This window comes from Streptomyces sp. A0592 (assembly GCF_004795115.1).
In the GTDB taxonomy this organism is placed as follows: domain Bacteria; phylum Actinomycetota; class Actinomycetes; order Streptomycetales; family Streptomycetaceae; genus Streptomyces; species Streptomyces erythrochromogenes.
In genome coordinates this window covers 41,474-67,235 of record NZ_SSBM01000011.1, presented here as the reverse complement: position 1 = coordinate 67,235, position 25,762 = coordinate 41,474, and the positions used below count along the sequence as shown (strand labels likewise).

The following is a 25,762-nucleotide window of genomic DNA, read 5'->3' as shown; positions in this document are numbered from 1 at the left end:
CTGTTCAGCGGAACTTGACAATGACACGGCGGGCGTCGGCGCCGCCCGCCCCTCAGCGGGGTAGCGTCGGGCACAGCCCGCACACCGAAGCACGCAGGAGCGCACAGATGAGCACCAGCACGGCCCAGATCGGCGTCACCGGCCTCGCAGTCATGGGCAGCAACCTCGCCCGCAACTTCGCCCGCAACGGATTCACCGTGGCCGTCCACAACCGCACCACCGCCAGGACCACGGCACTGGTGGAGGAGTTCGGTCACGAGGGCGCGTTCGTGGCCGCCGAGTCGGCCAAGGAGTTCGTCGATGCGCTGGAGCGCCCCCGACGCATCGTCATCATGGTGAAGGCCGGGGATCCCACCGATGCCGTGATCCGCGAATTCGCCCCGCTCCTGGAGGAGGGCGACGTCATCATCGACGGCGGGAACGCGCACTTCGAGGACACCCGGCGCCGCGAGCGGGAACTGCGCGAGCAGGGCATCCACTTCGTGGGCGTGGGCATCTCGGGCGGCGAGGAGGGCGCGCTGCTCGGCCCGAGCATCATGCCGGGCGGGTCGCAGGAGTCGTGGGCGTCGCTCGGCCCGCTGCTGGAGAAGATCGCGGCGAAGGCCGCCGACGGTACGCCGTGCACCTCGCACATGGGTCCCGACGGCGCCGGACACTTCGTCAAGATGGTCCACAACGGCATCGAGTACGCCGACATGCAGCTCATCGCCGAGGCCTACCACCTGCTGCGCGAGGTCGCCGGCTACTCCCCCGAGAAGATCGCGGAGACCTTCCGGGACTGGAACCGGGGCCGCCTGGACTCGTACCTGATCGAGATCACGGCGGAGGTGCTCGCCCACACGGACGCGGCGACCGGGCAGGCGTTCGTCGACGTCGTGGCAGACGCCGCCGAACAGAAGGGCACCGGGCGCTGGACCGTGCAGATCGCCCTGGACCTCGGGGTCCCGGTGTCGGGGATCGCCGAGGCCGTGTTCGCCCGCGCCGTCTCGGGCCACGCAGACCTGCGGACGGCCGCTCGCGGACTCGCAGGCCCGGCACCCGCGACGCTGTCACCGGAGGCGGCGGACGCGTTCGCCGCGCAGGTGGAGGAGGCGCTGTACGCGTCGAAGATCGTCTCGTACACGCAGGGGTTCCACCAGATCCGGGCCGGCAGCGCGGAGTACGACTGGAACATCGACCTGGGCGCGGTGGCCTCCCTGTGGCGGGGCGGCTGCATCATCCGGGCGGCGTTCCTCGACCGGATCCGCGCGGCCTACGACGCCAGGCCCGACCTGCCGAGCCTGCTGGCGGACCAGCGCTTCGCCGAGGAGATCGGGGCGGCGCAGGAGGGCTGGCGGTCTGTGATCGCGGCGGCGGTGAGTGCGGGGATTCCGGTGCCGGCCTTCGCCGCCTCGCTGGCGTACTACGACGCGCTGCGCGCGGAGCGGCTCCCGGCGGCCCTCACGCAGGGCCAGCGGGACTTCTTCGGGGCGCACACCTACCGGCGGACCGACCGCGAGGGCTCGTTCCACACCCTCTGGAGCGGCGACCGCTCCGAGGTCCGCACGGACTGACGGCGCGGCTCAGCTCCAGGGTCCGGGCTGGGGAACCGGCGCGGGTCCCGGGGGCGGGGGCACCGGGTCCGGCTCCGGGACGGGGCCGGGTACGGGCGGCGCGGGGCGCGGGATGGGCTCCGGGTCCGGGAACGGGGTGGGGGCCGGCGTCGGGTCGGGCTCGGGGGCCGGCGGCTGTGTGTCTTCGAGTGTGGGCACCATATACGGCACTTTCCCGCGATTGCGTCCCGTACGCGTCCTGTACACGTCCTGCAGGCGCCGCGTGGGCCCCTCCGGTGCGGCCGTCAGTGCGCGAGGGCGAGCGCGGCGGCGAGGCCCGGCCCCGGGCTGGCCAGGACGGGGGTCCCGGTCGTGGCCAGCCCGGCCGCGCCGGCCATGGAGGCCTGGGCCAGGACGATGACGTCCGCACCGGTGACGGCGTCGGCGGCGTCGGCCACCCGGGTGAGGTATCGGGTGGTGTCCCCCGCCTCGAAGCTCTCCCAGGCGTCGTCGACGAGGTGCGTGACGACCGACACGGGCCGCCCGCCGGCCTCCTCGGCGATCAGCTCCGCGGTCGGGGCGAGGGTCGATGCGAGGGCGGCAAGGACGGCGATGCGCGGGCCGGTGCGCACGGCCGCTGCCGCCATGGGCCGGTCCACCCGCAGCACCGGGGCGCCGAGGGCCGGAGCCAGCGCCTCGGCGGTCGCCCCGATGGTGGAGCAGGTGACCAGCACGGGGCCCGGCCCGGCCCCCGCGAGCAGGTCCAGCAGGGCCGGGGCCACGGACCGCGGCCCGAGCGCACGCGCCCGGTCCAGCAGCTCCGGCACCACCAGGTGCCGCAGTACGGCCCCCGGGTGGTGCCGGTCGCGCAGCGCGTCGAAGACGGGGACGTGCACGGGCGAGGTGTGCAGCAGGGTCAGGTCGGGGACCGTCATCGCAGGTCGGAGCCGGCCACCAGCTGCGCCTTGGCCGCCGAGACGACCTCGGCCGGCGCGGCGGGCGCCTCGTCGGGATGTTTGGCGGCCCAGCTCGCCGCATACGGGCAGAGCGGAACCACGGGAACGCCCTCGACCTCGGCGAGTCCGTAGAAGGTCCTCACCAGACCTCCGGCGATGCCCCGGCCCTCGTGGCCCGGCTCCACGACCGTGTGCACCGCCACCAGGGCGTGGGGCGGCTCGGCCAGCACGAAGTAGGCGATGTACCCGACCGCCGTCCCGTCCTCGACGGCGAGCAGCCGCCCCGCCCTGCGCTCGTCCTGGAACTCGACCTCCGGCATGGTCCCCGGCTCCTTCTCGGACTTATCGGGCGGCGACGGCGTGGGGGCTGCGCTCCTGGTCGGTGCCCGGTACCGGCGCGGAGGGGTCGGCGCCCAGTTCGACGATCCGGTTGTCGGTGTCGACGTGCACGACGCGGGGCTTGAGCGCCCGGGCCTCGGCGTCCTCGACCTGCGCGTAGCTGATGAGGATGACGAGGTCCCCGGGGTGCACCAGGTGCGCGGCGGCCCCGTTGATCCCGATCACGCCCGATCCGCGCTCGCCCTCGATGACGTAGGTCTCCAGCCTCGCGCCGTTGGTGATGTCCACGATGTGGACGAGCTCCCCGGGCAGCAGATCGGCGGCGTCCAGCAGGTCGGCGTCAACGGTCACGGACCCGACGTAGTGCAGGTCGGCCTGGGTGACGGTAGCCCGGTGGATCTTGGACTTGAACATCGTACGCAGCATGGAGAAACTCCCGGAGTGTCGGCTCCCTGCCCGCTTTATGCAGGTCAAGGGCGTTCTCCGCAGCCTACAACGCTTCGCTCGCCGGGTCAGCTATCCGCAGGATTTCGCCGGACCGCCCACCTCGTCCGGTTCCTTCCGGCTCGTGGCACCTGAGCGAGGAGGGCCGGGTGCACGGGGAGCCGGTCCTCAGCCTCCGAGTGGGGACGGGGCAGCGGGCCCGGCCTCGTGGACAAATCCCTCTGAATCGCCATGAACTCCTTGCTCTTTGGGCGCCGTTACAGTAGCGACGGCGTCAGTCGGTTCGGCCGCAAGGGAGCGGGAACCGCGTGAAGGAGGCTTTGCATGCTCGAATGGAAGCAGGTTCGCTCCGGCATCCGCCCCGTGCCCGATCCGGCCGCGACGTCGATGGTCTGGGCCGTCGCGGCCGCCACCGCCTTCGCCCTGGTCGCCGTCTTCAACTTCCTCGACGGACAGGGTGACCCCACCCTCGACCTGGTCGCGATCTCCGCAACCGCGGCCGTGGTCAGCACGGGAGCGCGCCTCACCGCCGCACCTGGAACCGCCCTGCTCTGCTGGCTCGTGCTCAACGCCTTCGCCACCGCCCCCATAGGCGCTCTCACCTGGGAGGCTCCGTACGACCTCGGCCGGATCGTCTGCCTCCTCGCGGCCGCCGGCACGGGGACCGTTCTCGCCCGGCTCGCCCACGCCCGCTCCGCCTACCGCCGGCTGACGCCGTAGACCCCCGGCCCCGCGGGGACGCTGCGGGGGCCGGTGGTCACCGCCCGGCCCGTCCGGTGGCGACGGAGGTCAGGAACTGCTGCTGGTCGGCGAGGAACCCCTCGGCGAACAGGGATCTGGGGGCGAACAGCGCGGTCAGGGTCAGGCGCGTCGCGGATTCCTCGACGGCGTGCCGGACCAGGCCGTGGGCGGCATCGGGGTAGTGGGCGACGCGCAGCGCCGGTCCCGGCAGCAGGCGGCGGTACGCGGCCTCGGTCTCGGCGGTGTCCACATTGACGTCGTGTCCGGCGAGCACCAGGAGGACGGGGGTGCCGCGCAGGGCCGGCAGGTCCGCGCTCGCGTCGGCGGTGTGGTTCCTGGACACGAACCGCCAGCGGGCGGCGGTCATGCCGTGGGGGTCGCCGACGGCGCGGACGTACTCCTCGTAGGAGGCGCCGCGCCGGAGCAGTTCCAGGCCGGTCTCGCGGCGGCCCAGGGCGGTCGCGACCTCCGCGTCGGAGGCGCCGTCCCGGCCCAGCTCGGCGAGGAGGTTGTAGCGGCCCTGCCGGTGCCAGTTGACGGCGGGCGAGACGGCGATGACGAATCGGATGCCGCCGTCCCTGGCGGCGATCTTGGGCAGGACCCAGCCGGCCTGGCTGGCGCCCCACAATCCGATCCTGCCGCCGTCGATGTCCGGGCGCTGCCGGGCCCAGGCGATCGCGTCGGCGGCTTCGCCCGCCCGGTCGTCCATGCTCTGGTCGAGCCAGTCGCCCGGGGCGCCGCCGACGCCCGGCTTGTTCCAGGACAGCGAGGCGTACCCGGCGCGGGCGAAGGCCTCCCACATCGGACGGTAGAAGGTGTCGTGGGTGGCATCCACCGGCCCGTCCCCGTGCACGAACACCACCAGCGGGAACGGCCCCTTACCCCGCTCCGGCAGGGCCAGGACGGCGTCGAGGGAGCGCCCGCCCAGGCGTATCGCCACCGGTTCCTCGCGCAGCGCGTAGGCGTTCTGCCACACCACCAGTCCGCCCAGACCCGCTGCCACCACCACCAGAGCGGTAAGTGCCGCGAGGGCGGCCCGCACCACTCGGCGACGGCGTGGCGAGCGTGTCGTCCGCGGCGAGCGTGCCGTACGTGTCGCGCGCACGCGTTTCATCCGACCCCCAAGAAAACTATTGATTTCATAACGCTCGTTTCCCATTCGACCGTACTCTGTTCATACGCACAAGTGGAGGAGGAAGCATGGACGCAGCAGTCGTCATCGGACGCGGCGTGCCGCGCGGGGCCGAGGAGCAGGTCGCCGAGCTGTACTGGGAGGCCTTCGGCCGAAAGCTCGGCGCCGCCCTGGGCCCGCCGGAGCTCGGCCGCGCCTTCATCGCCGCCCACCTCCATCACGACCGCGCCGCCGTCGCCCTCACCCCCGGCGACCACCGCGTCGTGGGCGTGGCCGGCTACCGGATCGGCGGACGCGCGCTGACCGGCGGCGGCGTGCGCGACGTGCTCCGTGCCTACGGGCTCTTCCGCGGCCTGCCCCGGCTCGCCCTGCTGGCGCTGCTCGAGCGCACCCCGGAGCGTGGCGAACTGGCCATGGACGGCATCGCCGTCGACCCCGCACACCGCGGCACGGGCACCGGCAGCCTCCTGCTGGCGGAGATCGCGGCCGTCGCGGCCGAACACGGGTGCTCCCGGGTCCGGCTCGACGTCGTCGACGTCAACCGCAGGGCCCGCGCCCTGTACGAACGGCGCGGCTTCAGCGCCGTACGCACCGAGCCGACCCCGTACCTGCGGCGCCTCATGGGCTTCGGCTCGGTGACTACGATGCACCGGGCCGTCGAGGCCCACCCCGGCCACACCCTGGAGCAGCAGCGATGACCAGCCGACCCGCGGCAGAGGCCGCCACCCCCGGCATCGGGACCCGGACTCTGGTGTTCGCGCTCGTCCGCGAGGACGGCACCGTCGACGCGGGCGAGCTGTACGCCGTCGCCGAGGCGCTCGGCATGACCGATCAGCAGGTCCGGCTCTGCCTCAAACGGCTCGTCGCCGAGGGCCGGTTCACCCAGGAGGGCCGCGGCCGCAAGGCCCGCCTGGTCGCCACCGCCGATGCGACGGGCGCCGTCGCGCCGGACGTCGAGTACGTCCGCCACGCCTACCGGCAGGACCGGGGGCTCGCGCCCTGGGACGGAACCTGGCACCTGTTCGCCTTCGCCATCCCCGAGACGGCCCGGCAGTCCCGCGACGCCCTGCGCGACACACTCCTTCACCTGGGCGCCGCCCCGCTCCAGGGCGGCCTGTACGTCGCCGCGAACGCGATCGGCGGCATCGTGGAGGCCCACGCCCGCCACCTCGGCGTCCTGCCCTCGCTCACCCGCCTCACCAGCCGCGACCTGAGAGTCGGCGAGGAGGAGGACCCGGCACGGCTGGCCGCCCTCCTGTGGCCGCTCGACTCGATCGCCGAAGGCCACGAGGCTCTGGCCGCCCTCGCCGCGGCCCGTACGGCCCGCCTGGCCACCCTCGGCCGCCCCACCGGTGTCGAGAGGCTGACCTGCGCCATCGAGCTCGCGGCGGCCTTCACCCACGCCATGGAGCCCGACCCCCTGCTGCCTCCCGAACTGCTGCCCCGGCCCTGGCCCGGCAGCCGCGCCCGCGCCCTGGCCGCCCGCTGCTGGGAAGCGCTGAACGGCGACGACGACGAGGCCGCCGGCCGCCCGCGCCTGTTCCGCCTCTACGACGAAGCCCTTGCGGAACCGGACCCGGCCCCTGACCCTGACCCGGCCCGGACGCCTCCTCCATAGAGTGAAAAAGCTCCGGGACCACCCGCACGCGCCGACGGGTGGGCGCCGCTCCCCGCTGCCGACGGGCCGGAGAGGTTAGAAGATGGATTATGAGCGTCTTCCTGGGACACCTCCGGCGTGTGCTGCCCGGCTCGGCCAAGCGCGCCTCCGCCGCCTCCCGAGGTCCCCGCTCCGAAGATCGCCGGGAGCAGCAGGAGCACGCCCAGGCCTGGGCGAACAGGGTCCGCAAGCCGCAGCGGCTGTCGTCCCTCCTGAGCGCGCGCAGCGTGGCCGGCGAGGTGTTCCTCCTGCAGCTCGTCGTCGTGGTGCTCCTGGTCGCCGCGGCGGTGGTGGCCCTCGTGGTGCAGGCCCGCAGTGACGCCATGCTGGACGCCCGGCACCGTACGCTCGCCGCCGCCGGTACGTTCGCGGAGTCCCCCGGCATCGTCGCCGCCCTGCGCAGTCCCGACCCGAGCGCCGTGCTGCAGCCGAGCGCACAGGCGGCGCGGAAGATCGCCGGGGTGGACGGCATCAACGTGTACACGCTCGACGGGGTCACCCTCACGCACAGCGACCCGCGGCAGATCGGCAAGCGCGTGGTCGGCCCCTTCTCCAGGGCGGCGGCCGGCACGTCCTTCACCGAGACGTTCAAGGGCTCCCTGGGGCGGTCCGTGGTCTCGGTGGTGCCCGTCAAGGACGACAAGGACCGGGTCATCGCCGTGGTGGCCTCCCCCGTCACCGTCTCCAACGTGCAGAGCATGGTGAACCGGCAGCTGCCGGTCGTCATCGGCACCGCCGCCCTGGTGCTCGCCCTGTCCGCGGGCGGGACGGCCCTGGTGAGCCGCCGGCTGCTGCGCCGGACCCACGGCCTGGGGCCGACGGAGATGACCAGGATGTACGAGCACCACGACGCGGTGCTGCACGCGGTACGGGAGGGCGTGCTGATCATCGGCGGCGGCGGGCGCCTGCTGCTGGCCAACGACGAGGCACGGCGGCTCCTGGAGCTGTCGGGGGACGCGGAAGGGCGCCCCGTCACGGAGCTGGGCCTGGAGGAGGGGATCGCCACGTCGATCGCCTCGGGCCGTTCCGCCACCGACGAGCTGCACATGGCGGCCGATCGGCTGTTGGCGGTCAACATCCGGCCCACCGCCCCCTACGGGCAGGCGGGGACCGTGGTCACCCTGCGGGACACCACCGAGCTGCGGGCGCTCTCCGGCCGGGCCGAGGTGGCCCACGAGCGGCTGAAGCTGCTCTACGACGCGGGGGTGCGCATCGGTACGACCCTGGACGTGGAGCGCACCGCCGGGGAGCTGGCGGAGGTGGCGGTACCGAGGTTCGCCGACATCACCTCGGTCGACCTGCTGGACCCGGTGCTGCACGGCGACGAGCCGCCCGAGCCGGGTACCGAGATGCGTCGCACCGCCGTGGTCGCCGCGCAGAACCCGCATCCCCTGTACCAGGTCGGCGAGCTGATCCGGTTCGTCCCGACCAGCCCCATGGCGATCGGTGTGGCCGGAGAGCACGCGGTGCGGGTGGCGGACCTGCGGGCCACCCGGGACTGGATGGCCCAGGACCCCGCCCGTTCGCAGCGCATGCTGGACCAGGGCGTCCACTCCGTGATCGCCGTCCCGCTGCGGGCCCGCGGGGTGCTGCTGGGGATGGCCGGCTTCTGGCGGGTGCAGCCCTCCCCGGCGTTCGAGGAGGAGGACGTGTCCTTCGCCGAGGAGCTGACCGCCCGGGCGGCGCTGTCCATCGACAACGCCCGCCGCTTCACGCGCGAGCACACCATGGCCGTCACGCTGCAGCGCAGCCTGCTGCCCCGGGGCGTACCGGACCAGTCCGCGGTCGAGGTCGCCCACCGCTACCTGCCCGCCCAGGCGGGGGTGGGCGGGGACTGGTTCGACGTCATCCCGCTGCCCGGCGCCCGGGTGGCGCTGGTGGTCGGCGATGTCGTCGGGCACGGCCTGCACGCCGCCGCCACCATGGGCCGGCTGCGCACGGCCATGCACAACTTCTCGACGCTCGACCTGCCCGCGGACGAGCTCCTGAGCCACCTGGACGAGCTGGTCGCCCACATCGACACCGACGAGGGGGCCGGTGAGCAGGAATGGCAGGGCCTGACCGGCGCCACCTGCCTGTGCGCCGTCTACGACTCCGTATCCGGGCAGGTCACCGCCGCGACCGCCGGCCACCCCGGTCTCGCCGTCGTCGACCCCGACGGGACGGTGTCCTTCCCCGAGCTCCCGGTCTCGCCGCCGCTGGGCCTGGGCGCCGGCATGCCCATGGAGACCGCGACGGTGACCGTGCCCGAGGGGGCCCAGCTGGTGCTCTTCACCGACGGGCTGCTGGAGAACCGCGACCGGGACGTCGACGCCGCCCTGGCGGCGCTGGGCGCGGCCCTGTCCGGACCCCCCGGGACCCCGGAGGAGACCTGCGCCGCGGTGATCGGCGCGATGCTGCCCAGCGGGCAGAGCGACGACATCGCCCTGCTGGTGGCCCGCACCCGGCGGCTGGATCCGGACCGGATCGCCGAGTGGGAGGTGCGGTCCGATCCGGCGGCCGTCTCCCCGGTGCGCAATGCCTGTGCCCGCCGGCTGGCCGAGTGGGGCCTGGAGGACATCGCCTTCACCACGGAACTCATCCTCAGTGAGCTGATCACCAACGCCGTGCGCTACGGATCGCAGCCCATCCGGGTGAGGCTGCTCCACGACCGCAGCCTGGTCTGCGAGGTGTCCGACGGGTCCAGCACCTCGCCGCACCTGCGCCGCGCCGAGGAAACCGACGAGGGCGGGCGCGGCCTGTTCCTGGTCGCCCAGTTCGCCGAGCGGTGGGGCACCCGCTACACCGCCCGCGGCAAGATCATCTGGAGTGAGCAGGCGCTCCACGCGGAGCCCTCCACGGACGGGGAGGACCTGGGGGCGGCGCTGCTCGCGGCCTGGGACGACGAGCCGTTCTGAGCCCGTTCCGCGGCGGTTTCCGGGGCGGAACGGGGGCAAGCCCGGGCCGCTGCGGTATGTCGGCCGGAGGACGGGTGGCGGCGCGACCCGCCGGGACTGCGCTGTCGCGGCAGACGCACGTACGCTGGCCTGGATCAGTACGTGCCGCCCGTTATGGAGCCTTTGTGCCCGCACCTCGTCTCCGGACAGCCGCCGTCGCCGCCGGCCTCGCCCTCGCCGCGGGGCCCCTCGGCGCCTGCGGAGACAGGCCCCCCGAACCACCCAGCGCGCCCGCGGTGGCCACCTCCGCCGCGGACGCGGGCGGTATGGCGGCCCTGACCGCTGCGGCCAGGAAGGAGGGGGCGCTCAACACCATCGCGCTCCCGAGCGACTGGGCCAACTACGGCGCGCTGATCGACGGCTTCGAGAAGAAGTACGGGATCGAGGTCGCCGTGGAGAACCCGGACGGCTCCAGCCAGGACGAGATCGACGCCCTCAAGGAGCACAGGCGCGACGGGACCGCCCCCGACGTGATCGACGTGGGCGGCACCTTCGCGCCGGGCGCGGCCCGCCAGGGCCTGCTCACCCCGTACGAGGTGGCCCCGTGGGACGACATCCCCGATGAGCAGAAGGACCCGCGGGCCCGCTGGTACAACAACTACGGCGGCTACGTCTCGATCGGCTGCGACGCCAAGCGCGTCAAGACCTGCCCCGCGACCTTCGCCGACCTGCGCAGGCCCGAGTACAAGGGTCAGGTGTCACTCAACGGCAACCCCACCAAGTCGGGCTCCGCCTTCGCCGGGGTGTACGCGGCTGCCCTGGCGAACGGGGGCTCCTTCGACAACATCCAGCCCGGCATCGACTTCTTCGCCGAGCTCAGCAGGAACGGCAACTTCATCCCGGTCGAGTCCACCCCGGCCACGATCGAGAACGGGCAGACCCCGATCAGCATCGACTGGGACTTCCTCAACCTCGCCTATGCCGACGCGTTCCGCAGGAAGGGCGCGGACGTGGACTGGCGGACGTCCATCCCCTTCGACGGCAGTTTCGCCCAGTACTACGCGCAGGGGATCAACAAGGACGCGCCGCACCCCGCGGCGGCGCGGCTGTGGCAGGAGTACCTCTTCAGCCCGGAGGGCCAGAACCTCCGGCTCGGGGCGTACGCGCGCCCCGTCCTCATGGAGTCCATGGAGGAGAACGGCACCCTCGACAAGAGCCTGGCGGAGCAGCTGCCCACCGTCGAGGGCACACCGACGTTCCCGACCGAGGAGCAGCAGGCGAAGGCGGGCAGGACCGTCGACCGGAAGTGGGCCGGGGCCGTCGCGGGCTGAGGGCCGGACACGGACCGAACGGAGGGGGCGGGCAAGCGAGTGAGCGGGCGGGGGCGGGGGTCAACACCGGCGGCGGTCCGGCCAGATGCCCTCGTGTTCCAGTCCATCGCCCGAGAGGGTGTCGAGCAGCCGCTCGCGCGCGTACACCCGGGTGAGTTCGGGGAACTCGTAGTGGGTCCCGCCGTCCTCCCACCGGACGATGTTGATCAGGTGGCTGTCGACGAAGCGCTGGAGCAGGTGCTCCACGCTGCGGCTGTCGCTGCCGAGGAGCTCGACGACGGAGTCTGCGGTGAACCGCCTGGGCGGGAGGATGCTCAGCAGCCGGAAGACGCTCTGCTCCACGCGGCCGAGCCCTTCGTAGCTGAAGTCGTACCGCGAGCGCACGTCGAGTTCCCCGAGGCGGAGCTCGTCCAGCAGCTTCTCGGAACAGTTCAGCTGGGTGGCTAAGCCGGACAGGGTGAGCCCCGGACTGCCGCTGAGGCGCCCCCCGATGCACCGCACGGCCAGGGGATGTCCGCCGACGGTCTCCATCAGCTGGTTGGCGGCGTTGCGCTCGCGCCTGACCCGGGCGGATCCGATGATGCGGGCGAGCAGCTCGCGGCCCTCGGCGGTGTCCATGGCGTCGAGGTTGACGTTCCAGGCGCCGCCCAGGCCGTGCAGGCGCCTGCGGCTCGTGATGACGACGGAGCACTCCGGGTCGCCGGGGAGCAGCGAGCGTACGTCGGCCAGCGAGGACACGTCGTCCAGCAGGATCAGCAGGCGCCGGCCGACCGTGGTGGAGCGGAACAGCTTGGACCGTTCCTCCAGGTCCGCCGGGATCTCGGATTCCGCGACGCCCAGGGCCCGCAGGAAACCGTGGAGCACTTCCGAGGGGTCCGTGCCCCTGCCGGTGGAGCCGCGCAGGTCCGCGTAGAGCTGTCCGCCCTCGAAGAGCGGCCGGACGGTGTGGGACATGTGCACGGCTAGCGCGCTCTTGCCCACGCCCGGCATGCCGCTGATGACCGCGACGGCCGGGGCCGTGGGGGGACGGTCGCGCTCCCCCATCCCGGCCAGGAGGGCGGGGGCCCGGTCGACGATGGACTCCCTGCCGGTGAAGTCGGCGATGTCCGGCGGGAGCTGGGCGGGTGCGGGGACGCCGGGTGCGGCGGCGGGCCGGAGTGCGGCGGCGGGCCGGAGTGCGGCGGCGGGCCGGAGTGCGGCGGCGGGCCGGAGTGCGGCGGGCCGGGGTCCTGCCACTGGCCGAGGTGCGGGGGCCGCCGGCGGCTCTTCCGGCTCGGGGTGCCCGGCCGGGCCCCGGTCGGGCTCGACCAGGACGGGCTGCTGGTGGCGTTCGTACAGCACGCCCCCGGTCGCCTCGGACAACAGCGCCTGGTGGAGCGCCCGGAGCTCCTTGCCCGGTTCGAGGCCGAGATTGTCGATCATGCTGCGCCGCAGCACCTGATAGACCTCGAGCGCCTCGTGGCGCCGACCGGAGCGGTGGAGGGCGATCATCAGGGAGGCGTGCACGTTCTCGTGGAGAGGACGGCTGAGCACGAGCGACTTGAGCTCGCTGATCAGCTCCTGGTGGCGTCCCACCTGGAGATCGGCCTCGATCCGCAGGTCGAGGGTGCGCTCCCGGAACTCCTCGAGCCGTGTCACGTACGAGGACAGCAGACCGCCCGGCACGACGTCGACCAGCGCTGAGCCGCGCCAGAGCGCGAGTGAACGGCGGAGTGCCTCGGCCGCCCCCGCCGGGTCCCCGTTCTTCAGCAGCGACTTTCCCTCACCGGCTTCCGTTTCGAATCGGTGGAGGTCGACGGACCGGTCGGGAATGGTCAGGGTGTATCCCCCGGGCCGGGTGAAGAGAATTTCCTCCGAATTTCGCGCGGTGAGAATCTTCCGGAGTTTGTAGATATAGGTTTGCAGTGTGGTCATCGCACTTGCGGGAGGATCGCTCTCCCACAGTTCGTCGATAAGCTCAGAGGTCTGCACCAGGGTGTTTCTCCTCATGAGGAGAAGGGCTATCACCTGGCGCGGCTTGGGTGCGGTGGGCACGACATTGCGCGGACCATCGAGAATCTCCAATGGGCCGAGCATCCGGAAGTCCATCTCATGTCCCCCGTTCAGTGATGCTGTGACACTGCGTGTTCACAAGAGGGTTGGGGGCCGCCCGGTCGTCGTAAGGGTCACGAAGCGACTCCTCCCCTGACTTTGCACTAAGTTAACTCTTCCTTTAAGGCGGGGCAAGGCCATATGCCACCGTCCTGGGCCCATCTCGCCGGGGCAACACCGGCGACCTGCACACCCGTCGATCCGAAACGGCCGAGGATTAAACGGAATAGGATCTTCCGAGACGTGCCGACCCTCGGGCGTCTTGACGGCGTCTTGATTCCGCTTCGAATTCACGCCAATGAACCACGGAAATGCGCCTGTTCCTTTCGGCGCGCACAACCGTCGGTGTGCGGCGGTGACAGGACGCGTGCGGTGCCGGCTCCGGAGCCTCGTCGCACCGGCGCCCCGCTCCCGCTGGAAGCCGCCACGATCCTGGCTCGACCCCGTCGGGAGGGGTCCGCTCTGCGAACGGATACGGGCGCGTGGGGGGCGTCATGACGACAACCATCGGGCGTCACCCTCGAAGAACGATCGAACCCCCGGCCGCAGCGCCCGCGCCGGTTCAGGGAGATTCGAGGTCGTTGCTGGCAGCCCGCACTGTACTGGGCCCTGCGCGCCGTCGACGGCCCCACCTCCACGGGAGCATCCGCGGACACCGGTACGGCCACCCTCCTCGACGCCGCGGACGCGGAAGACCGCCGAGTACGCAAGCCGACCCTGTCCTCCCGGCGCAAAGGAATCCCAGGTGAACAGAATCGCCCTCCCGCTCCCTTCCCCGACCGCCCTCCGCACGCTCCAGGGCCGGCTCGCGCGCTCGGCCCTCACCGAGGAGAGCCGGATCCGCCAACCGGCCCCGTTCGCGGCGTGGTTCGCCGACGCCCGCGAACGGTCCGGCCTCCGGGTCGACCGGGTGGACCTCGACGGCCTGGAGAACTGGGAGCGGGATCCGCGCACCGGAGCGCTGCGGCACTCCAGCGGCGGCTTCTTCGCCATCGACGGGCTGGACGTGCGCTTCCCCTCCGGCCCCGTACCCCACTGGCAGCAGCCGATCATCCACCAGCCGGAGGTCGGCGTACTGGGCCTGCTGGCCAAGGAGTTCGACGGGGTGCTGCATTTCCTCATGCAGGCCAAGGTCGAGCCGGGCAACAGGAACCATCTGCAGCTCTCCCCCACCGTGCAGGCCACCCGCAGCAATTACCTGCGGCTGCACAAGGGGCGCGCCGTCCCCTATCTGGGGTACTTCCAGGAAAGGACGCGCCACCGCGTCGTCGCCGACGTGCTCCAGTCGGAACAGGGCGCGTGGTTCTACCGCAAGCGCAACCGGAACATCGTCATCGAGGTCACCGAGGACATCGCCGTCGAGGAGGACTTCCGCTGGATGACCCTCGGCGAGATCCACCGGCTGCTGGCCGTCGAGGACATCGTCAACATGGACACGCGCACCACCCTGTCCTGCCTGCCCCTGGCCGGCGGAGGCCTCGACGTCCTGCTGGGCACCGGCGACGCGTTCCGGGACGCCCTGGCCCGCTCGTGCGCCGGGGAGCCGGGCGGGGTGCACGGCGTGGACGAGCTCCAGAGCTGGATCACCGAGCACCGCGCCCAGAACGACCTCACCACCCGCCCGGTACCGCTGGTCGAGCTGCGCGACTGGCACAGCTCGCCGGAACGGGTCTCCCACACCAGCGGACGGTTCTTCTCCGTGATCGGGGTGAAGGTCTCCGCGGGCACGCGCGAGGTCCGCGGCTGGTCCCAGCCCATGCTGGAGCCGCACGGCACCGGGGTGATCGCCGTGCTGGTCAAGCAGATCGACGGGGTGCTCCACATCCTGCTGCGGGCCAGCGTGGAGCCGGGATACGTGGACGGGGTCGAGCTCTCCCCCACCGTGCAGTTCACCCCCGAGAGCGTCCCGCCGGGCGGGGCCCTGCCCCGCTTCGTCGACGACGTGCTGTCGGCGCCGCCGGAGCGGACCAGGTTCGCCTGCCTGCTGTCCGAGGAGGGCGGCCGTTTCCACCACGCCCTGAACCGCTACCTGGTCGTCGAGGCGGAGGGCGACGCCGAGTCCATGGAGGACCGGGACTTCCGCTGGGTGACCCTGGACGAGCTCAGCACCCTGCTGCGGCACAGCCACTACCTCAACGTGCAGGCCCGCACCCTGGTGGCCTGTCTGCACAGCCTGCTGGCGCCGCGGCGGCCCGGCGGCGGGGCGCTGGTCCTGTGAGCGGGTGAACCGGCCGGACGAGCGACGCGTGGGGGCGGCCCACCGGATTCCCGGTGGGCCGCCCCCACGCGTCGTACCGCCGCCGGTCAGGCCGGGCGCAGGGCCCGGTCGATCGCCAGGCACTCGGCGTAGTCGGGCAGCAGGCCGTCCGACGCGGCCTTCTCCAGGGTGGGCGCCGCGAGGTCGCGCTCGGACAGGACGGGCTCGATGTCGCCGGGGATGGGCAGGGCGAGGTCCGGGTCGAGGATCGACAGCGCCAGCTCGTGCTCCGGGACGTACTCCCCGGAGAGCAGGTAGGACACCACGGTGTCGTCCTCCAGCGCGACGAAGCCGTGGGCCACGCCGACCGGGAAGTACACGGAGCGGAAGACCTCGGTGTCCAGCAGTACGGCGTCCCACTTCCCGAAGGTGGGCGACCCGACCCGGACGTCCACCGCTATGTCGAGCGTCCTGCCGCGCGCGCAGTACACGTACTTGGCACAGCCCGGCGGTGTCAGGGTGTAGTGCAGTCCGCGCACCACGCCCTTCCGCGACCTGCTGTGATTGGTCTGGGCCACGCGGAACAGCGTGTGACCGCCGGTGGCGTCGGAGAACGCCGACTCCTGGTAGGGCGACAGGAAAATTCCACGCTCGTCGTCGAAAACGCGCGGGGTGAATTCGATTGCGCCCTCGACGGAGAGTTTCCGCGACTCCATGGAGGAAACCATGCCGGACTCCCATTCAATGCAGTGATGTGCGGTCTGTGGTCCGTGGCCCGTGAGCGCCTGGGTCCCGTGTCCGGCGTGCCAGGATCGGGGGTCTCCACCGGGCCCTCGTGCTGCTGACGATGATGGCCGCGGGGTCTCGTGCGCGCCTCAACGACGGCTGGACGGCGCGAGCCCCGGCCCGGACCTCGACCGGGCCCGGTCCATCTGCCCTCGAGTGCTTGCGCAGGTGCCGGCCGGACGATGGTGGGCCGGACACGCCGACCACTCCTGGGAGCGACGCACGTGGACAAGACAACGTACAAGGCCCATGTCACGGCCGCCTTCGACCGCGCCGCCGGGTCCTACGACCGGATGGGGGTCACCTTCTTCACCCCCATGGGGCGGCGCCTCGTCGAACGGGCCGCGCCGCGGCCCGGGCAGCGCGTGCTGGACGTCGGCTGCGGGCGGGGGGCGTGCCTGTTCCACGCCGCCGCGCTCGTCGGCGCCGGGGGCCGCGTCCTCGGCATCGACATCGCGCCGGCCATGATCGAGGAGGCGCGCAAGGAGGCGGCCGACCTGGGCGTCGCCAACGTCGAACTGCGCGTGATGGACGGGGAGTTCCCCGACCTGCCGACCCGTTCCTTCGACGTCGTCACCGGCAGCTACAGCCTGATCTTCTTCCCGGACGCCCGGGCCGCCCTGCCGCGCTACGCCGAGCTGCTCGCCGACGGCGGGCGCATCGCCTTCACGAGCCCGGTGTTCACCGACGACACCTTCCCCTTCCTCCCGCCCGTCTTCACCGAGCTCATCCCGCGCTCGCTCCTGGAGAACCTGCCGCCGCAGTGGCGGCCGGAGGAACTCCAGAAGCGCTTCAACAGCTGGCTGGCGGAGGAGGCCGACCTGCGCCGGGCCCTGGAGTCCGCGGGGTTCCACGAGGTGGAGATCACCGACGAACCGGTCGACCTCGTGGCCCCGTCCGGCGAGGCGTGGGTGGCGTGGTCCCACACCCAGGGCATGCGCCTGCTGTGGGAGCACCTGCCCGACGACGACCGGGAGCGGCTGCGGGTCCGGCTCACCGGGGCGCTGGACGAGATGCGCCACGACGGCGGACCCCTGTCGATCGACACGCCGGTGCGCTACGTCACGGCGACGGTGGCCCGTTGACCTCGCGCACCCGGGCGGCGGCCGTCGGCGGTACCGGGCGGGTGGCCCTGGCCAGCAGCGCCTCGGCGGGCCCGCGCCGGCCCCTTCGGCCCAGCAGGTCGGCGAGCAGCACACCGGTGCCCCATGCGCCGAGGGCGACGAGTGCGGAGCCGAGCACGCCCACGCGGTCGCCGAGCCCGAAGGCGTACGGGGCGAACAGCACGAGCCAGACGACCGACTGCCAGATGTAGGCACTCATCGAACGCCGGCCGCACGCGGCGACCGCGGTGACGGCCCTGCTCCGCCGGCCCTTCAGACGCAGCGCGAGCAGGGCCACCGCCGCGGCGAGGCCGCAGCCTCCCGCGTACCCGGTCAGGACGTGCAGTGCGCTGAGCTCCCAGGTCACGTCGGAGGGTGCGGTGCTCCACAGACCGGAGGTGACCAGCGCCAGCGGAAGGCCTCCGGCGACGCTCAGGGCGGTGCCCGTCACCGCGACCCTGCGCAGCAGGACCCGGTGGCGGCCCGGCTCCTCCAGGATCCGCTGCCGGGCCGCGTGCGCACCGATGAGGAACGGGCCGAGCGACATGGCGGCGAACAGCGGTGTGGTGATCACCCAGGTGCCGATGCGGTACGCCGCGTCGGACACCGGGTCGGCGGCGAGGAACATCGCCGCCGCGGTGTCGTCCGGGTCGCCGGAGACGCCCGCGGCCAGCATGCTCGCGTACAGCAGCGTCCCCACGACGACACCGGCGCCCGCCACCGTGAACAGGATGCGGTCACGGGCGCCGGTCAGGCCGACGGCGACCAGGGCGAGCAGTCCGTAGGCACCCAGTACGTCCCCGGCGAACAGCAGCAGCGCGTGGACGGCGCCGAACAGCAGCAGCCGGCGGGCGCGTCGCCGCAGCACCCCGCGCGCACCGGGTCCGTCCCGTCCCCGTTCCCTCTCGCGCGCGAGGATCCGGCCCGTGCCGTAGCCGAACAGCAGGGCGAACATGGGGAAGCTGCGGCTGTCGGCCAGCACCGTGAGCACCCCCGCCGTGGCTGCGTCCGCGGGTGAGCCGGCGACCGGCGGATAGCCCCGGATCACGGCGGCGCTCCCGCTGACGAACATGTGCGCGTGCACCAGGGCGACGATCAGCAGCATCAGGCCCCGGGCGAGATCGGGGGCGAGGGCGCGGTCCGCCGTCGCCCCGGATCCGGACGGACGCCGGGCGCCGTCGCTCATCGGCCCTTCCTCCCCGCCATGTCAGTCCCGCTCCGCCAGCACCAGGTGGACGCTGCCGCCGACGTAGACCCCCCACTGGGAGACCGTGGCGTGGAAACCGAGTCCGGACAGCCGTGAGACGACCCGGCCGAGGCGGCCGTCGATGTCGTGGACCTCGAGGAGGACCCGCCTGATGCGGGACCAGCAGGCCTGGTCGATGCCGTCGAGGACGTCGAGTTCACCGCGTTCGACATCGATCTTGAGCAGGCCCACCCGGTCGACGTCGTGCTCCGCCATGACGGCGGCCAGGGTGGTCACCTCGACCGTGACCCGCTGGCTCACGTTGAAGGTGCGCCGCACGACCTCCCTGGTCCGCTCGTCGGCGCCGATGTTGTCGAGGTGCGCTTCGAGGTTGCGGGCGTCGTCCTCGGCGTCGTCGTACAGGGTCGAGGCGGAGGCCACGTAGGGCCGGTAGGTCAGTTCGGACGTGCCGGGTTGGGCTCCCAGCGCCTGCCGGAAGGCGGTCGCCCCCGGCACGTGGCGGGCGAGGTTGTCCTCCAGGCAGGTGTAGGCCTTCGGGGCGGGTTCGAAGGCGAGCACGCGGCTCTCGGGGGCCAGCCCGCCGAACAGCAGGGACGCCAGCCCGATGTGGGCGCCCACGTCGATGACGGCCTCGCCGGGGCGGAGGCCCTCGGCCGCCTTGCGGTAGGGGGCGGCGCTGCTGATCTCCTCCCAGAGGGTGTGCGCCTCCGCTTCCTGCACCGCCGACAGCACGCGGCCGTCGGGCAGTTCGCAGCGGGAGACGGGAAGGTCGGTGGGCAGTTCGTCGGGGAGATCCCACGGATTCGGCATGGCATCGAATCTGCGGGACCGGTCTCGAGGAGCGCACGAGGAGCACTGGTCCACCGGCTGCCGGGCCGGTGGACCGGTCATCAGCGGCGCCGGTGCTTCCTGGTCATCTCCTCGAGGACCGGCACTACGTCATTGGGCGTCGGCATGGCGCGGATCTCGTCACGGAGCGCGCCGGCCCGTTCGGTGTAGGAGGGCTCGTCGAGCAGCCGCAGGATCTTCTCGCGGAGCACCTCGGCGGTCAGGTCGCGGGCGGAGACGGCGAGGGTGGTGCCGGACTTCTCGTACTCCTCGCCCATGTCCTCGCTCACCCACTCGTAGCCGACGATGACGACCTGGGGGACGCCGTGCAGGTCCGCGGTGGCCTTCGTCTGGTAGCCGGCGTGGTGCACGATGACCGAGCACGACGGCGCCAGTTCGTTCAGCGGGACGAAGTCGGTGGTGCGGATGTTGTCCGGCAGGTCGGGCAGGGCGCCGCGCTGTGCCGGGTCGAGGGCGGCGATGATCTCGACGTCGAGTCCGGCCAGGCTCCGGAAGAGGGCCGCGAGGGTCTCGCCCAGCCGGAACCGCTCGGACTCCTCGCTGGTGATGGACGTACCGAGGGTGATGCACACCCGGCGGCGCTGCACCGGTTCGCCCAGCCACCCGGGCACCACGCAACGCCCGTTGTAGGGGACGTAGCGCATCGGGACGGTCGGCAGGTCGAGCTCCTGGCGCAGGCTCGCGGGGCGGGTGTCGACGACCCATTGGCCGGTCAGCATGGTCTCCTCGAACCGCCGGTCGCTGCCGAGGCGTTCGAGGGTCCAGTCGAGCCACTCGGCGGTCGGGTCCTCGCGCAGCGGCTCGGGCTGCCGGTCGCGGTGGCGTACGAAGTGGCCGCGGGTGACCATCTGGAGGGCGAGCTCGGGCCCGGACACCAGGCGGGCGTGGGCGGCGCCGGTCGCGGCGGCGACGACGGCCCCGGCGATCGAGAAGCTCTCCCAGACGACGAGGTCGGGCTGCCAGCTGCGGGCGGCCGCGACGAGCTGGTCGATCTGCGCGTCGTTGTTGAGCGGCTGGTAGAGGGCGGGGACGACCATGTTCTCGTAGGAGAGGTGGTCCTCCCAGGTCGCCTTGGAGGGGTCCTGCTTGCTGGTGCCGATCTCGTTGAAGAGGGAGATCGCCTCCTTCTGGAAGCCGTCGAGCTGTTCCCAGAGGGTGGGCGACCGGATCGGCACGGCGGTCAGGCCGGTCTGGGTGACGGTGTCGACGAGGCTTTCGTTGCAGGCCGCCCGCACCTCGTGGCCCGCGGTGCGCAGGGCCCAGGCCAGCGGGACCATCTGCTGGAAGTGGTTGCCCTCGATCGACGTGAACAGGACTCTCATCGCCGGGTTCCTTTCTGTGGGCGCCGGTCAGCCGGTGGTGAGCGGGCAGCCGAGCAGGTGTCCCGTCACGGGTGAGCGGCGGCTGCGCAGGTGGCCGGCCGAGCGGCGCGGGCGCGGGCCGGCGGCCACCAGTGTGCGCAGGACCGCTTCGGCCTGGGCGCGGGCGAACGGCAGGGTCACCCGGTGGTGGAGGGCGGGGAGCAGTGCTTCGGCCGGGCGGCCGGTGACGAACCGGTCGGGTTCGTCGAAGGCTTCGGGGTCGCGGTTCGCCGCGGCGACGAGCACCACCACGCGCTCGCCCGCCCGCACGTGCTGTCCGGCGAACTCGGCGTCGGCGAGGGCGACCGCCGGCTGGATCCGTACCGGGGGGTCGTGGCGCAGGACCTCGGCCACGACGAGGGCCGCGTGCCCGGGGTCCCCGGCGACGCGCGACCACTCCTCGGGGCGGTCCACCACCGCCAGCACGGAGCCGGCGATCAGGGTCGCCGCGGTGCGCACCCCGGCGGTGGCCAGCAGGACCGCGGTCTCGTGCGGTCCGGACCCCGGTCCGGCCCCGGGGCCTGCTTCGGGGCCGGCCAGGAGCTCGCGCAGCCGGCCGACGGCGGCCGCCGCCCGACGGGTCGCGTCCAGCCGCTGCGGGCACAGGAGGCCGTCGAGGACGACCCCGGCGGCGGTGCAGGCCCGGGCCAGTTCCCGGCGGTCCGTGCCGTCCGGCGCGAGGGCCGCGGCGAGCAGGTCGGTGGGAACGGCCTCCGCGAGGTCGGTGACCAGGTCGAAGTCCGCGCCCAGCGCGCCGACCACCCGCTCGGCCACCGCCTGCACGGCGGCCGGGGTCACGGCGTCCCGCGCGTACCCGCGCAGCCGCTCGTAGTGCGCGGCGTCCCCGCCGAGCCCGGCGTCGTGCACCGGTACGTGGGCCTCGTCGTCGTCCAGGGGGCGGTGCGGCCACCCCGCGCCCAGGAGTTCCCCGGCGAGCCGGTGGTCGGCCGTCACCCAGGCGCCGGTGGTGCTGCGCCACAGCGGGCCGAGCGCGCGGATCCGCTCCTCGGCCGGACGGGGGTCCTCGGCGTGGCCGCGCAGGACGTCGGCGTAGGGATCGCCCTTGACCTGGTGCAGCCACACCTCCCCGTGGGCCCGCTGGAGCCGTCTGCCGAGCTCTGCTGTGTCCGTGCGGTTCCATGTGCCGTGCATGACGCTCACCTTCGACGGTCTCCTCTAGATGAGGGGGAACTTCTCGTTGTCCAGCGGTTCCCCGGGGGCCATGTGCGAGATGTGGGCGTCCTCGGTACCGGGCCAGTAGGTGCTGCCGTCGTCCATGTAGACGATGCCGTGGCCCATCCGGGGGTTGTCGGTCAGGTTCGCCCCGGCCATGTGGACGGTGCGGCAGTGGTGGAAGGCGATGTCACCGGCCTTCAGGGGCACGGTGATCCGCGGCTGCCAGTCGTAGTCGGGCCAGATGTCGGCGATGGGCCGGTACTCGGCGAAGCTGGTCATGTGGACCTGCCGGTGGTCGGCGTCGCGCAGGTGGGATCCGGGCACGTAGCTGAGGCAGCCGCTCTCGGCCGGTACGTCGACCAGCGCGACCCACGCGGTGAGCGTCCGGTCGATGCCGTGCAGCGGGAGGCCCGTCTCGTCGTCGTGGACGAGCGTGGGCAGCGTGTTCAGGGTCTCCCGGCCGGACTTGAGGAGGATGTCGGTGCTGTAGAGGCGCAAGGGGCCGCCGGCGAGCCGCTTGGCCATGCCGGTGATCGCCGGGTGCAGCGCGAGGTCGCGCAGCGCCTCGTGCTTGAGCCAGGCCTGGGCGACGAAGTGCACCTGCACCTCGTCCTCGCCGGCGCCCCAGATCTCCGGCCCGTGCTGGGCGACCACCTCCTCGGAGGCGGCCCTGAACCGTTCGACCTCGGAGGCGGTGAGGACCTGGGGAATGCGGACGAAACCGTTCTCCTGGTAGTGGCGGCGGGCCTCGTCGGTGAGGACGTCGGCCGTGACCGGGGCGCTTCGGGCCGTCATGGCGTGTTCGCTCCTTCGTCGTGGTGGTGGGGTGCGGGCGGTCCCGGTCAGCGGGACAGGACCCTGGTGAGCGCGTCGCGCAGGGCGGCGGCCGGGTCGTCGGGGCGGGTGGCGGTGCGCCAGGCGACGATGCCGTCGGGCCGGACGAGGCTGGCGCCGCGGGTGCCGATGCCGAACCGTTCGGCGAGTTCGCCGTCGGGGTCGTCGAGACCGGTGGCCGGGCCGTGGACCTCGACGGGGACGCCGAGTTCCTGGCTCGCGCCGCGGGCCCAGCCGGTCCAGCCGGCGCCGTCCGCACCGGTCATGAGCAGCCAGCCGGAGCCGAAGAGGTCCACGGTGGAGATCCGCCTCCCCGCCCTGCGCACCCACACGTGCGGCATCCGGAATCCGGGTCTTCCGGTGGGCCGGGCCGGGGACTCGACCCGGGCGGGGTCGTCGTCGTCGATGAGGACGGCGTCCGAGCGGTAGCGGAAGCCGAGGATCACCTCGGCGTAGCCGACGGGCTCCGCCATCCGGTCCTGCAGGTGCGGGGCGAGCCGGGAGGCGTAGAGGGACATGGATTCGTCCATCACGAGCCGGGCCACGAGGCTGCGCTCGGGCTCGTAGCTGTCCAGCAGTCCGGGGCCGGCCTGGCCGGTGAGTACGGCGGACAGCTTCCAGGCCAGGTCGTACCCGTCGCCGATGGCCGTGTTGCCGCCGAGCCCGCCGGTGGGGGGAACGACCTTGGCCGAGTCCCCGACCAGGAACACCCTTCCGGCGCGCCAGCGTTCGGCGATGCGGGCCGCCATCTCCCAGCGCTGGACGTCCAGCACCTTGGGCTCCAGGTCCGGTGCGTCCAGGCCGGTGCGGATCAGGTCGAGGCAGCGGTCGGGGGTGAAGTCCTCGGCGGACTCGCCGCGTTCGGGGTCGTACTCGACCAGGAAGGTGTGCCGCTCGGGGCGGTCACTGCCGATGAAGATGCCGCTGAAGGCGGGGTTGCGCAGGTAGTACAGCCCGGACATGTCCGAGGTGAGCACCTCGGACAGGTCGGCTTCGAAGATCATGCCGACCACGTGGGACAGCGAGCCGTGGCCCCGGCGGGCGATGCCGAGCCCTTCCCTGATGGGGCTGCGGTCGCCGTCCGCGGCCACCAGGTAGCGCGCCCGCACGGTGGTCCGCGTCCCGCTCTCACGGTCGCGGAGCACCGCGGTCACCCCGTCCGCGTCCTGTTCGTAGGAGACCAGCGCGGCGGCGAACCGGATCTGCGCCCCGTCCCGGCGGGCCCGGTCCAGCATCAGGGGCTCCAGCTGGTCCTGCCAGGCCAGCGCCCACGCCATGGGGGAACAGGGTGCGGTCGTGGCGACGAGGTTGTCGAAGCCCTCCTCGAAGGTGCCGAGCACTTCGCCGCGCACGGTCTCGGCGACCCGGGTCGTGAAGTGGCCCTTGGCTCCGCGGTGGTCGGTGGCGTCCTGTACCTGCTCGGCGATTCCGCCGAGCCGCAGCAGCTCCATGGTGCGCGGGTTCTGGCCGATCGCTCTGGGGTGGATCGACGTCGTCGGATGCTTCTCGGCCATGAGCACCGGCACGCCCCGGCGGGCGAGGAACATCGTCGTGGACAGGCCTCCCAGGCCCGCGCCCACCACCAGTACGTCGACTTCCGTGTCAGCTGTGGCCATTGTCTACTCCCGCTTCGGTGGCGGCCGTCCTGTCGGACCTCCGTTGCCCGGGGCCGAGACTCGCCGGTGGGCTTCGAAGTTCGCTGGAGGCCCGTGGACGCGGGCTCGTGCGGGGCTGCGGGAATCCTCGAGTCCCGTACGAACGGGCACCGGCAGGGTGACCTCCCATGCGAGTGCTCTTCACGCCGTTCCCGGCGAGCACCCACGTCCACACCCAGGTACCCCTGGCGTGGGCGATGCGGGCCGCGGGACACGAGGTCCGTGTCGCCACCCGGCCGGACGTGGTCGAGGACATCAACAACGCCGGCCTGACCGCGGTCGCGGTCGGCGGGGTCCTCGACGTCGCGGCCACGATGAATCCGGAGTACACCGACGAGCCCGACGAGATACGTGACGAAGCCTGGCTGGACGTCCTCGACATCAGCGAGACCCGGCCGGAGAAGCTGACGCTTCCCTATGTCCACGGGGTCCTCACCGCGTGGACCTCGTTCGTCTACCAGAACACCCTGCCGGACGACACCACCGGGGAACTGATCGACTTCGCCCGTTCCTGGCGGCCCGACCTGGTCGTCTGGGACACCATGTACTACCCCGGCGCGCTCGCGGCGCGCATCAGCGGCGCGGCGCACGCGCGGCTGATGTTCGGGCTGGACCTGGTCGGGCTGATGCGCCAGCACTACCGGCGGGGGCTGGCCGGACTCCCGCCGGCGCTGCGGGAGGATCCACTGGAGGAGTGGATGGACCGGACCCTGCGGCGGTACGGCCGGGAGTTCTCCGAGGACCTGGTCGTGGGGCAGTGGACCATCGATCCCGTTCCGCCGTCGCTGCGGCTGCCGGTCGACCTGCCGTCGGTGCCGGTGCGCTACGTGCCGTACAACGGCGAGGCGCAGGTCCCGGACTGGCTGCGGGAGCCGCCGCCCCGCCGGCCCCGTGTCTGCCTGACCCTCGGCAGGTCGTTCCGCGAGGTGGTCGGCGCCGACCGGACGTCGGTCGGCGACCTGCTGGAGGCGGTGGCGGACCTGGACGTGGACGTGGTCGCGACGTTCACCGCGGACCAGCTCGATCCGGGCCGGCGCGTACCGGACAACGTGCGGGTCGTCGACTTCGCCCCGCTGGACGCGCTGCTGCGAACCAGCGCGGCGATCGTGCACCACGGGGGTTCGGGCACGCTCCAGACCGCGCTGGCGCACGGCGTGCCGCAGGTGATCGTGCCGGCCAAGATGTGGTGCAACGTCCCCAAGGCGCACCGGGTGCGCGACGCGGGCGCCGGGCTGTGCATCGATCCGGAGGAGCTGACGCCGCAGGGGCTGCGTGCCGCCCTGGTCCGGGTGCTGGAGGAGCCGTCGTTCCGTGCCGCCGCCGAGCGGCTCCGCCGGGAGATCGTCGCCACACCGTCGCCCGCCGACATCGTCCCGGTCCTGGAGCGGCTCACCGCCGAACACCGGACCGACTGGTGCTGAGGCCGGAAAGGTTTGCCGGGCGCCGCGACACGGTGAACCTTTCCGGTCACAGCACTAGAGAGGTCGCGTGCACC

21 protein-coding genes are annotated in these 25,762 nt (G+C 72.7%); 9 read left to right on the top strand and 12 right to left on the bottom strand.

Annotated elements, in window-relative coordinates:
• The first annotated feature begins 107 nt into the window (after positions 1-107).
• Positions 108-1,553 (top strand): NADP-dependent phosphogluconate dehydrogenase, encoded by a 1,446-nt coding sequence (gndA, locus tag E6U81_RS17895; protein WP_136231087.1) that lies wholly within the window; start codon positions 108-110, stop codon positions 1,551-1,553.
• Positions 1,554-1,837: 284 nt separating this feature from the next.
• Here gndA and E6U81_RS17885 read toward each other — a convergent pair whose 3' ends face one another.
• Genes E6U81_RS17885 through panD form a run of 3 tightly spaced genes read right to left on the bottom strand, consistent with a single transcriptional unit; the run spans position 1,838 to position 3,253 of the window.
• Entirely contained in the window at positions 1,838-2,467 is a 630-nt protein-coding gene (locus E6U81_RS17885) for an aspartate/glutamate racemase family protein (protein WP_136231085.1), read from the bottom strand.
• Positions 2,464-2,808, bottom strand: a complete 345-nt coding sequence (locus E6U81_RS17880) for a GNAT family N-acetyltransferase (protein WP_136231084.1) — start codon at positions 2,806-2,808, stop codon at positions 2,464-2,466. The genes E6U81_RS17885 and E6U81_RS17880 overlap by 4 nt, the downstream gene beginning before the upstream one ends.
• A 22-nt stretch (positions 2,809-2,830) precedes the next feature.
• The gene (panD, locus tag E6U81_RS17875; protein ID WP_136231083.1) at positions 2,831-3,253 is read right to left on the bottom strand and encodes an aspartate 1-decarboxylase; all 423 of its coding nucleotides are present in this window, start codon (positions 3,251-3,253) and stop codon (positions 2,831-2,833) included.
• Positions 3,254-3,595: 342 nt separating this feature from the next.
• Here panD and E6U81_RS17870 point away from each other — a divergent pair, with 342 nt between their 5' ends.
• Complete coding sequence (locus tag E6U81_RS17870; protein ID WP_136231082.1) at positions 3,596-3,991, top strand: hypothetical protein; 396 nt, start codon at positions 3,596-3,598, stop codon at positions 3,989-3,991.
• A 37-nt stretch (positions 3,992-4,028) separates the two neighbouring features.
• On the opposite strand, the gene E6U81_RS17865 is transcribed toward E6U81_RS17870, so the two are convergent.
• On the bottom strand, positions 4,029-5,018 hold the full coding sequence (locus tag E6U81_RS17865; protein WP_240803878.1) for a CocE/NonD family hydrolase: 990 nt from the start codon (positions 5,016-5,018) through the stop codon (positions 4,029-4,031).
• 194 nt (positions 5,019-5,212) lie between these two features.
• Between E6U81_RS17865 and E6U81_RS17860 the strand changes: the two genes are divergently transcribed.
• The 4 genes from E6U81_RS17860 to E6U81_RS17845 all read left to right on the top strand — a co-directional run bounded on the left by E6U81_RS17860 (position 5,213) and on the right by E6U81_RS17845 (position 11,008).
• Complete coding sequence (locus E6U81_RS17860) at positions 5,213-5,842, top strand: GNAT family N-acetyltransferase (protein ID WP_136231080.1); 630 nt, start codon at positions 5,213-5,215, stop codon at positions 5,840-5,842.
• Positions 5,839-6,762, top strand: coding sequence for a PaaX family transcriptional regulator C-terminal domain-containing protein (locus E6U81_RS17855; RefSeq protein WP_136231079.1), 924 nt, complete (start codon positions 5,839-5,841; stop codon positions 6,760-6,762). The genes E6U81_RS17860 and E6U81_RS17855 overlap by 4 nt, the downstream gene beginning before the upstream one ends.
• Positions 6,763-6,851: 89 nt before the next feature.
• Positions 6,852-9,698, top strand: a complete 2,847-nt coding sequence (locus E6U81_RS17850; protein WP_136231078.1) for a SpoIIE family protein phosphatase/ATP-binding protein — start codon at positions 6,852-6,854, stop codon at positions 9,696-9,698.
• Between the two features lie 164 nt (positions 9,699-9,862).
• On the top strand, positions 9,863-11,008 hold the full coding sequence (locus tag E6U81_RS17845; RefSeq protein WP_240803877.1) for an extracellular solute-binding protein: 1,146 nt from the start codon (positions 9,863-9,865) through the stop codon (positions 11,006-11,008).
• 60 nt (positions 11,009-11,068) lie between these two features.
• On the opposite strand, the gene E6U81_RS17840 is transcribed toward E6U81_RS17845, so the two are convergent.
• On the bottom strand, positions 11,069-13,084 hold the full coding sequence (locus E6U81_RS17840; RefSeq protein ID WP_276615811.1) for an AfsR/SARP family transcriptional regulator: 2,016 nt from the start codon (positions 13,082-13,084) through the stop codon (positions 11,069-11,071).
• Between the two features lie 760 nt (positions 13,085-13,844).
• On the opposite strand from E6U81_RS17840, the gene E6U81_RS17835 reads away from it, so the two are divergent.
• Positions 13,845-15,317 (top strand): NDP-hexose 2,3-dehydratase family protein, encoded by a 1,473-nt coding sequence (locus E6U81_RS17835; RefSeq protein WP_240803875.1) that lies wholly within the window; start codon positions 13,845-13,847, stop codon positions 15,315-15,317.
• Positions 15,318-15,403: 86 nt separating this feature from the next.
• Here E6U81_RS17835 and rfbC read toward each other — a convergent pair whose 3' ends face one another.
• A complete protein-coding gene (rfbC, locus tag E6U81_RS17830; protein ID WP_136231075.1) occupies positions 15,404-16,012 on the bottom strand; it encodes a dTDP-4-dehydrorhamnose 3,5-epimerase in 609 nt (202 codons plus the stop codon).
• Positions 16,013-16,306: 294 nt separating this feature from the next.
• Here rfbC and E6U81_RS17825 point away from each other — a divergent pair, with 294 nt between their 5' ends.
• Positions 16,307-17,167, top strand: a complete 861-nt coding sequence (locus tag E6U81_RS17825; RefSeq protein WP_136231074.1) for a methyltransferase domain-containing protein — start codon at positions 16,307-16,309, stop codon at positions 17,165-17,167.
• Here E6U81_RS17825 and E6U81_RS17820 read toward each other — a convergent pair.
• From E6U81_RS17820 to E6U81_RS17795, 6 genes are all read right to left on the bottom strand, one after another.
• Entirely contained in the window at positions 17,145-18,371 is a 1,227-nt protein-coding gene (locus tag E6U81_RS17820) for a DUF418 domain-containing protein (RefSeq protein WP_136231073.1), read from the bottom strand. The genes E6U81_RS17825 and E6U81_RS17820 overlap by 23 nt on opposite strands.
• Before the next feature lie 21 nt (positions 18,372-18,392).
• Positions 18,393-19,202: an FkbM family methyltransferase gene (locus E6U81_RS17815; RefSeq protein WP_136231072.1), complete on the bottom strand. Its 810-nt coding sequence runs from the start codon at positions 19,200-19,202 to the stop codon at positions 18,393-18,395.
• Positions 19,203-19,282: 80 nt separating this feature from the next.
• Positions 19,283-20,563 (bottom strand): activator-dependent family glycosyltransferase, encoded by a 1,281-nt coding sequence (locus E6U81_RS17810; RefSeq protein ID WP_136231071.1) that lies wholly within the window; start codon positions 20,561-20,563, stop codon positions 19,283-19,285.
• 27 nt (positions 20,564-20,590) lie between these two features.
• The gene (locus E6U81_RS17805) at positions 20,591-21,754 is read right to left on the bottom strand and encodes a P450-derived glycosyltransferase activator (protein ID WP_136231070.1); all 1,164 of its coding nucleotides are present in this window, start codon (positions 21,752-21,754) and stop codon (positions 20,591-20,593) included.
• A gap of 24 nt (positions 21,755-21,778) precedes the next feature.
• Positions 21,779-22,573 carry a phytanoyl-CoA dioxygenase family protein gene (locus E6U81_RS17800; RefSeq protein ID WP_136231069.1) on the bottom strand — a complete coding sequence of 265 codons (795 nt, stop codon included), beginning with the start codon at positions 22,571-22,573 and terminating at the stop codon, positions 21,779-21,781.
• A gap of 47 nt (positions 22,574-22,620) precedes the next feature.
• Entirely contained in the window at positions 22,621-24,228 is a 1,608-nt protein-coding gene (locus tag E6U81_RS17795; RefSeq protein WP_136231068.1) for an FAD-dependent monooxygenase, read from the bottom strand.
• 167 nt (positions 24,229-24,395) lie between these two features.
• On the opposite strand from E6U81_RS17795, the gene E6U81_RS17790 reads away from it, so the two are divergent.
• Positions 24,396-25,688 carry an activator-dependent family glycosyltransferase gene (locus E6U81_RS17790; protein ID WP_136231067.1) on the top strand — a complete coding sequence of 431 codons (1,293 nt, stop codon included), beginning with the start codon at positions 24,396-24,398 and terminating at the stop codon, positions 25,686-25,688.
• The last annotated feature ends 74 nt before the right edge of the window (positions 25,689-25,762 follow it).

What these genes read in the sequence shown, in the direction of transcription:
- E6U81_RS17885 (WP_136231085.1), bottom strand. Translation starts at nt 2,467, where the DNA reads ATGACGGTCCCCGACCTGACCCTGCTGCACACCTCGCCCGTGCACGTC.
- E6U81_RS17790 (WP_136231067.1), top strand. Translation starts at nt 24,396, where the DNA reads ATGCGAGTGCTCTTCACGCCGTTCCCGGCGAGCACCCACGTCCACACC.
- E6U81_RS17820 (WP_136231073.1), bottom strand. Translation starts at nt 18,371, where the DNA reads ATGAGCGACGGCGCCCGGCGTCCGTCCGGATCCGGGGCGACGGCGGAC.
- E6U81_RS17800 (WP_136231069.1), bottom strand. Translation starts at nt 22,573, where the DNA reads ATGACGGCCCGAAGCGCCCCGGTCACGGCCGACGTCCTCACCGACGAG.
- E6U81_RS17880 (WP_136231084.1), bottom strand. Translation starts at nt 2,808, where the DNA reads ATGCCGGAGGTCGAGTTCCAGGACGAGCGCAGGGCGGGGCGGCTGCTC.
- E6U81_RS17810 (WP_136231071.1), bottom strand. Translation starts at nt 20,563, where the DNA reads ATGAGAGTCCTGTTCACGTCGATCGAGGGCAACCACTTCCAGCAGATG.
- panD (WP_136231083.1), bottom strand. Translation starts at nt 3,253, where the DNA reads ATGCTGCGTACGATGTTCAAGTCCAAGATCCACCGGGCTACCGTCACC.
- E6U81_RS17815 (WP_136231072.1), bottom strand. Translation starts at nt 19,202, where the DNA reads ATGCCGAATCCGTGGGATCTCCCCGACGAACTGCCCACCGACCTTCCC.
- E6U81_RS17860 (WP_136231080.1), top strand. Translation starts at nt 5,213, where the DNA reads ATGGACGCAGCAGTCGTCATCGGACGCGGCGTGCCGCGCGGGGCCGAG.
- E6U81_RS17850 (WP_136231078.1), top strand. Translation starts at nt 6,852, where the DNA reads ATGAGCGTCTTCCTGGGACACCTCCGGCGTGTGCTGCCCGGCTCGGCC.
- gndA (WP_136231087.1), top strand. Translation starts at nt 108, where the DNA reads ATGAGCACCAGCACGGCCCAGATCGGCGTCACCGGCCTCGCAGTCATG.
- E6U81_RS17840 (WP_276615811.1), bottom strand. Translation starts at nt 13,084, where the DNA reads ATGCTCGGCCCATTGGAGATTCTCGATGGTCCGCGCAATGTCGTGCCC.
- rfbC (WP_136231075.1), bottom strand. Translation starts at nt 16,012, where the DNA reads ATGGAGTCGCGGAAACTCTCCGTCGAGGGCGCAATCGAATTCACCCCG.
- E6U81_RS17795 (WP_136231068.1), bottom strand. Translation starts at nt 24,228, where the DNA reads ATGGCCACAGCTGACACGGAAGTCGACGTACTGGTGGTGGGCGCGGGC.
- E6U81_RS17855 (WP_136231079.1), top strand. Translation starts at nt 5,839, where the DNA reads ATGACCAGCCGACCCGCGGCAGAGGCCGCCACCCCCGGCATCGGGACC.
- E6U81_RS17805 (WP_136231070.1), bottom strand. Translation starts at nt 21,754, where the DNA reads ATGCACGGCACATGGAACCGCACGGACACAGCAGAGCTCGGCAGACGG.
- E6U81_RS17870 (WP_136231082.1), top strand. Translation starts at nt 3,596, where the DNA reads ATGCTCGAATGGAAGCAGGTTCGCTCCGGCATCCGCCCCGTGCCCGAT.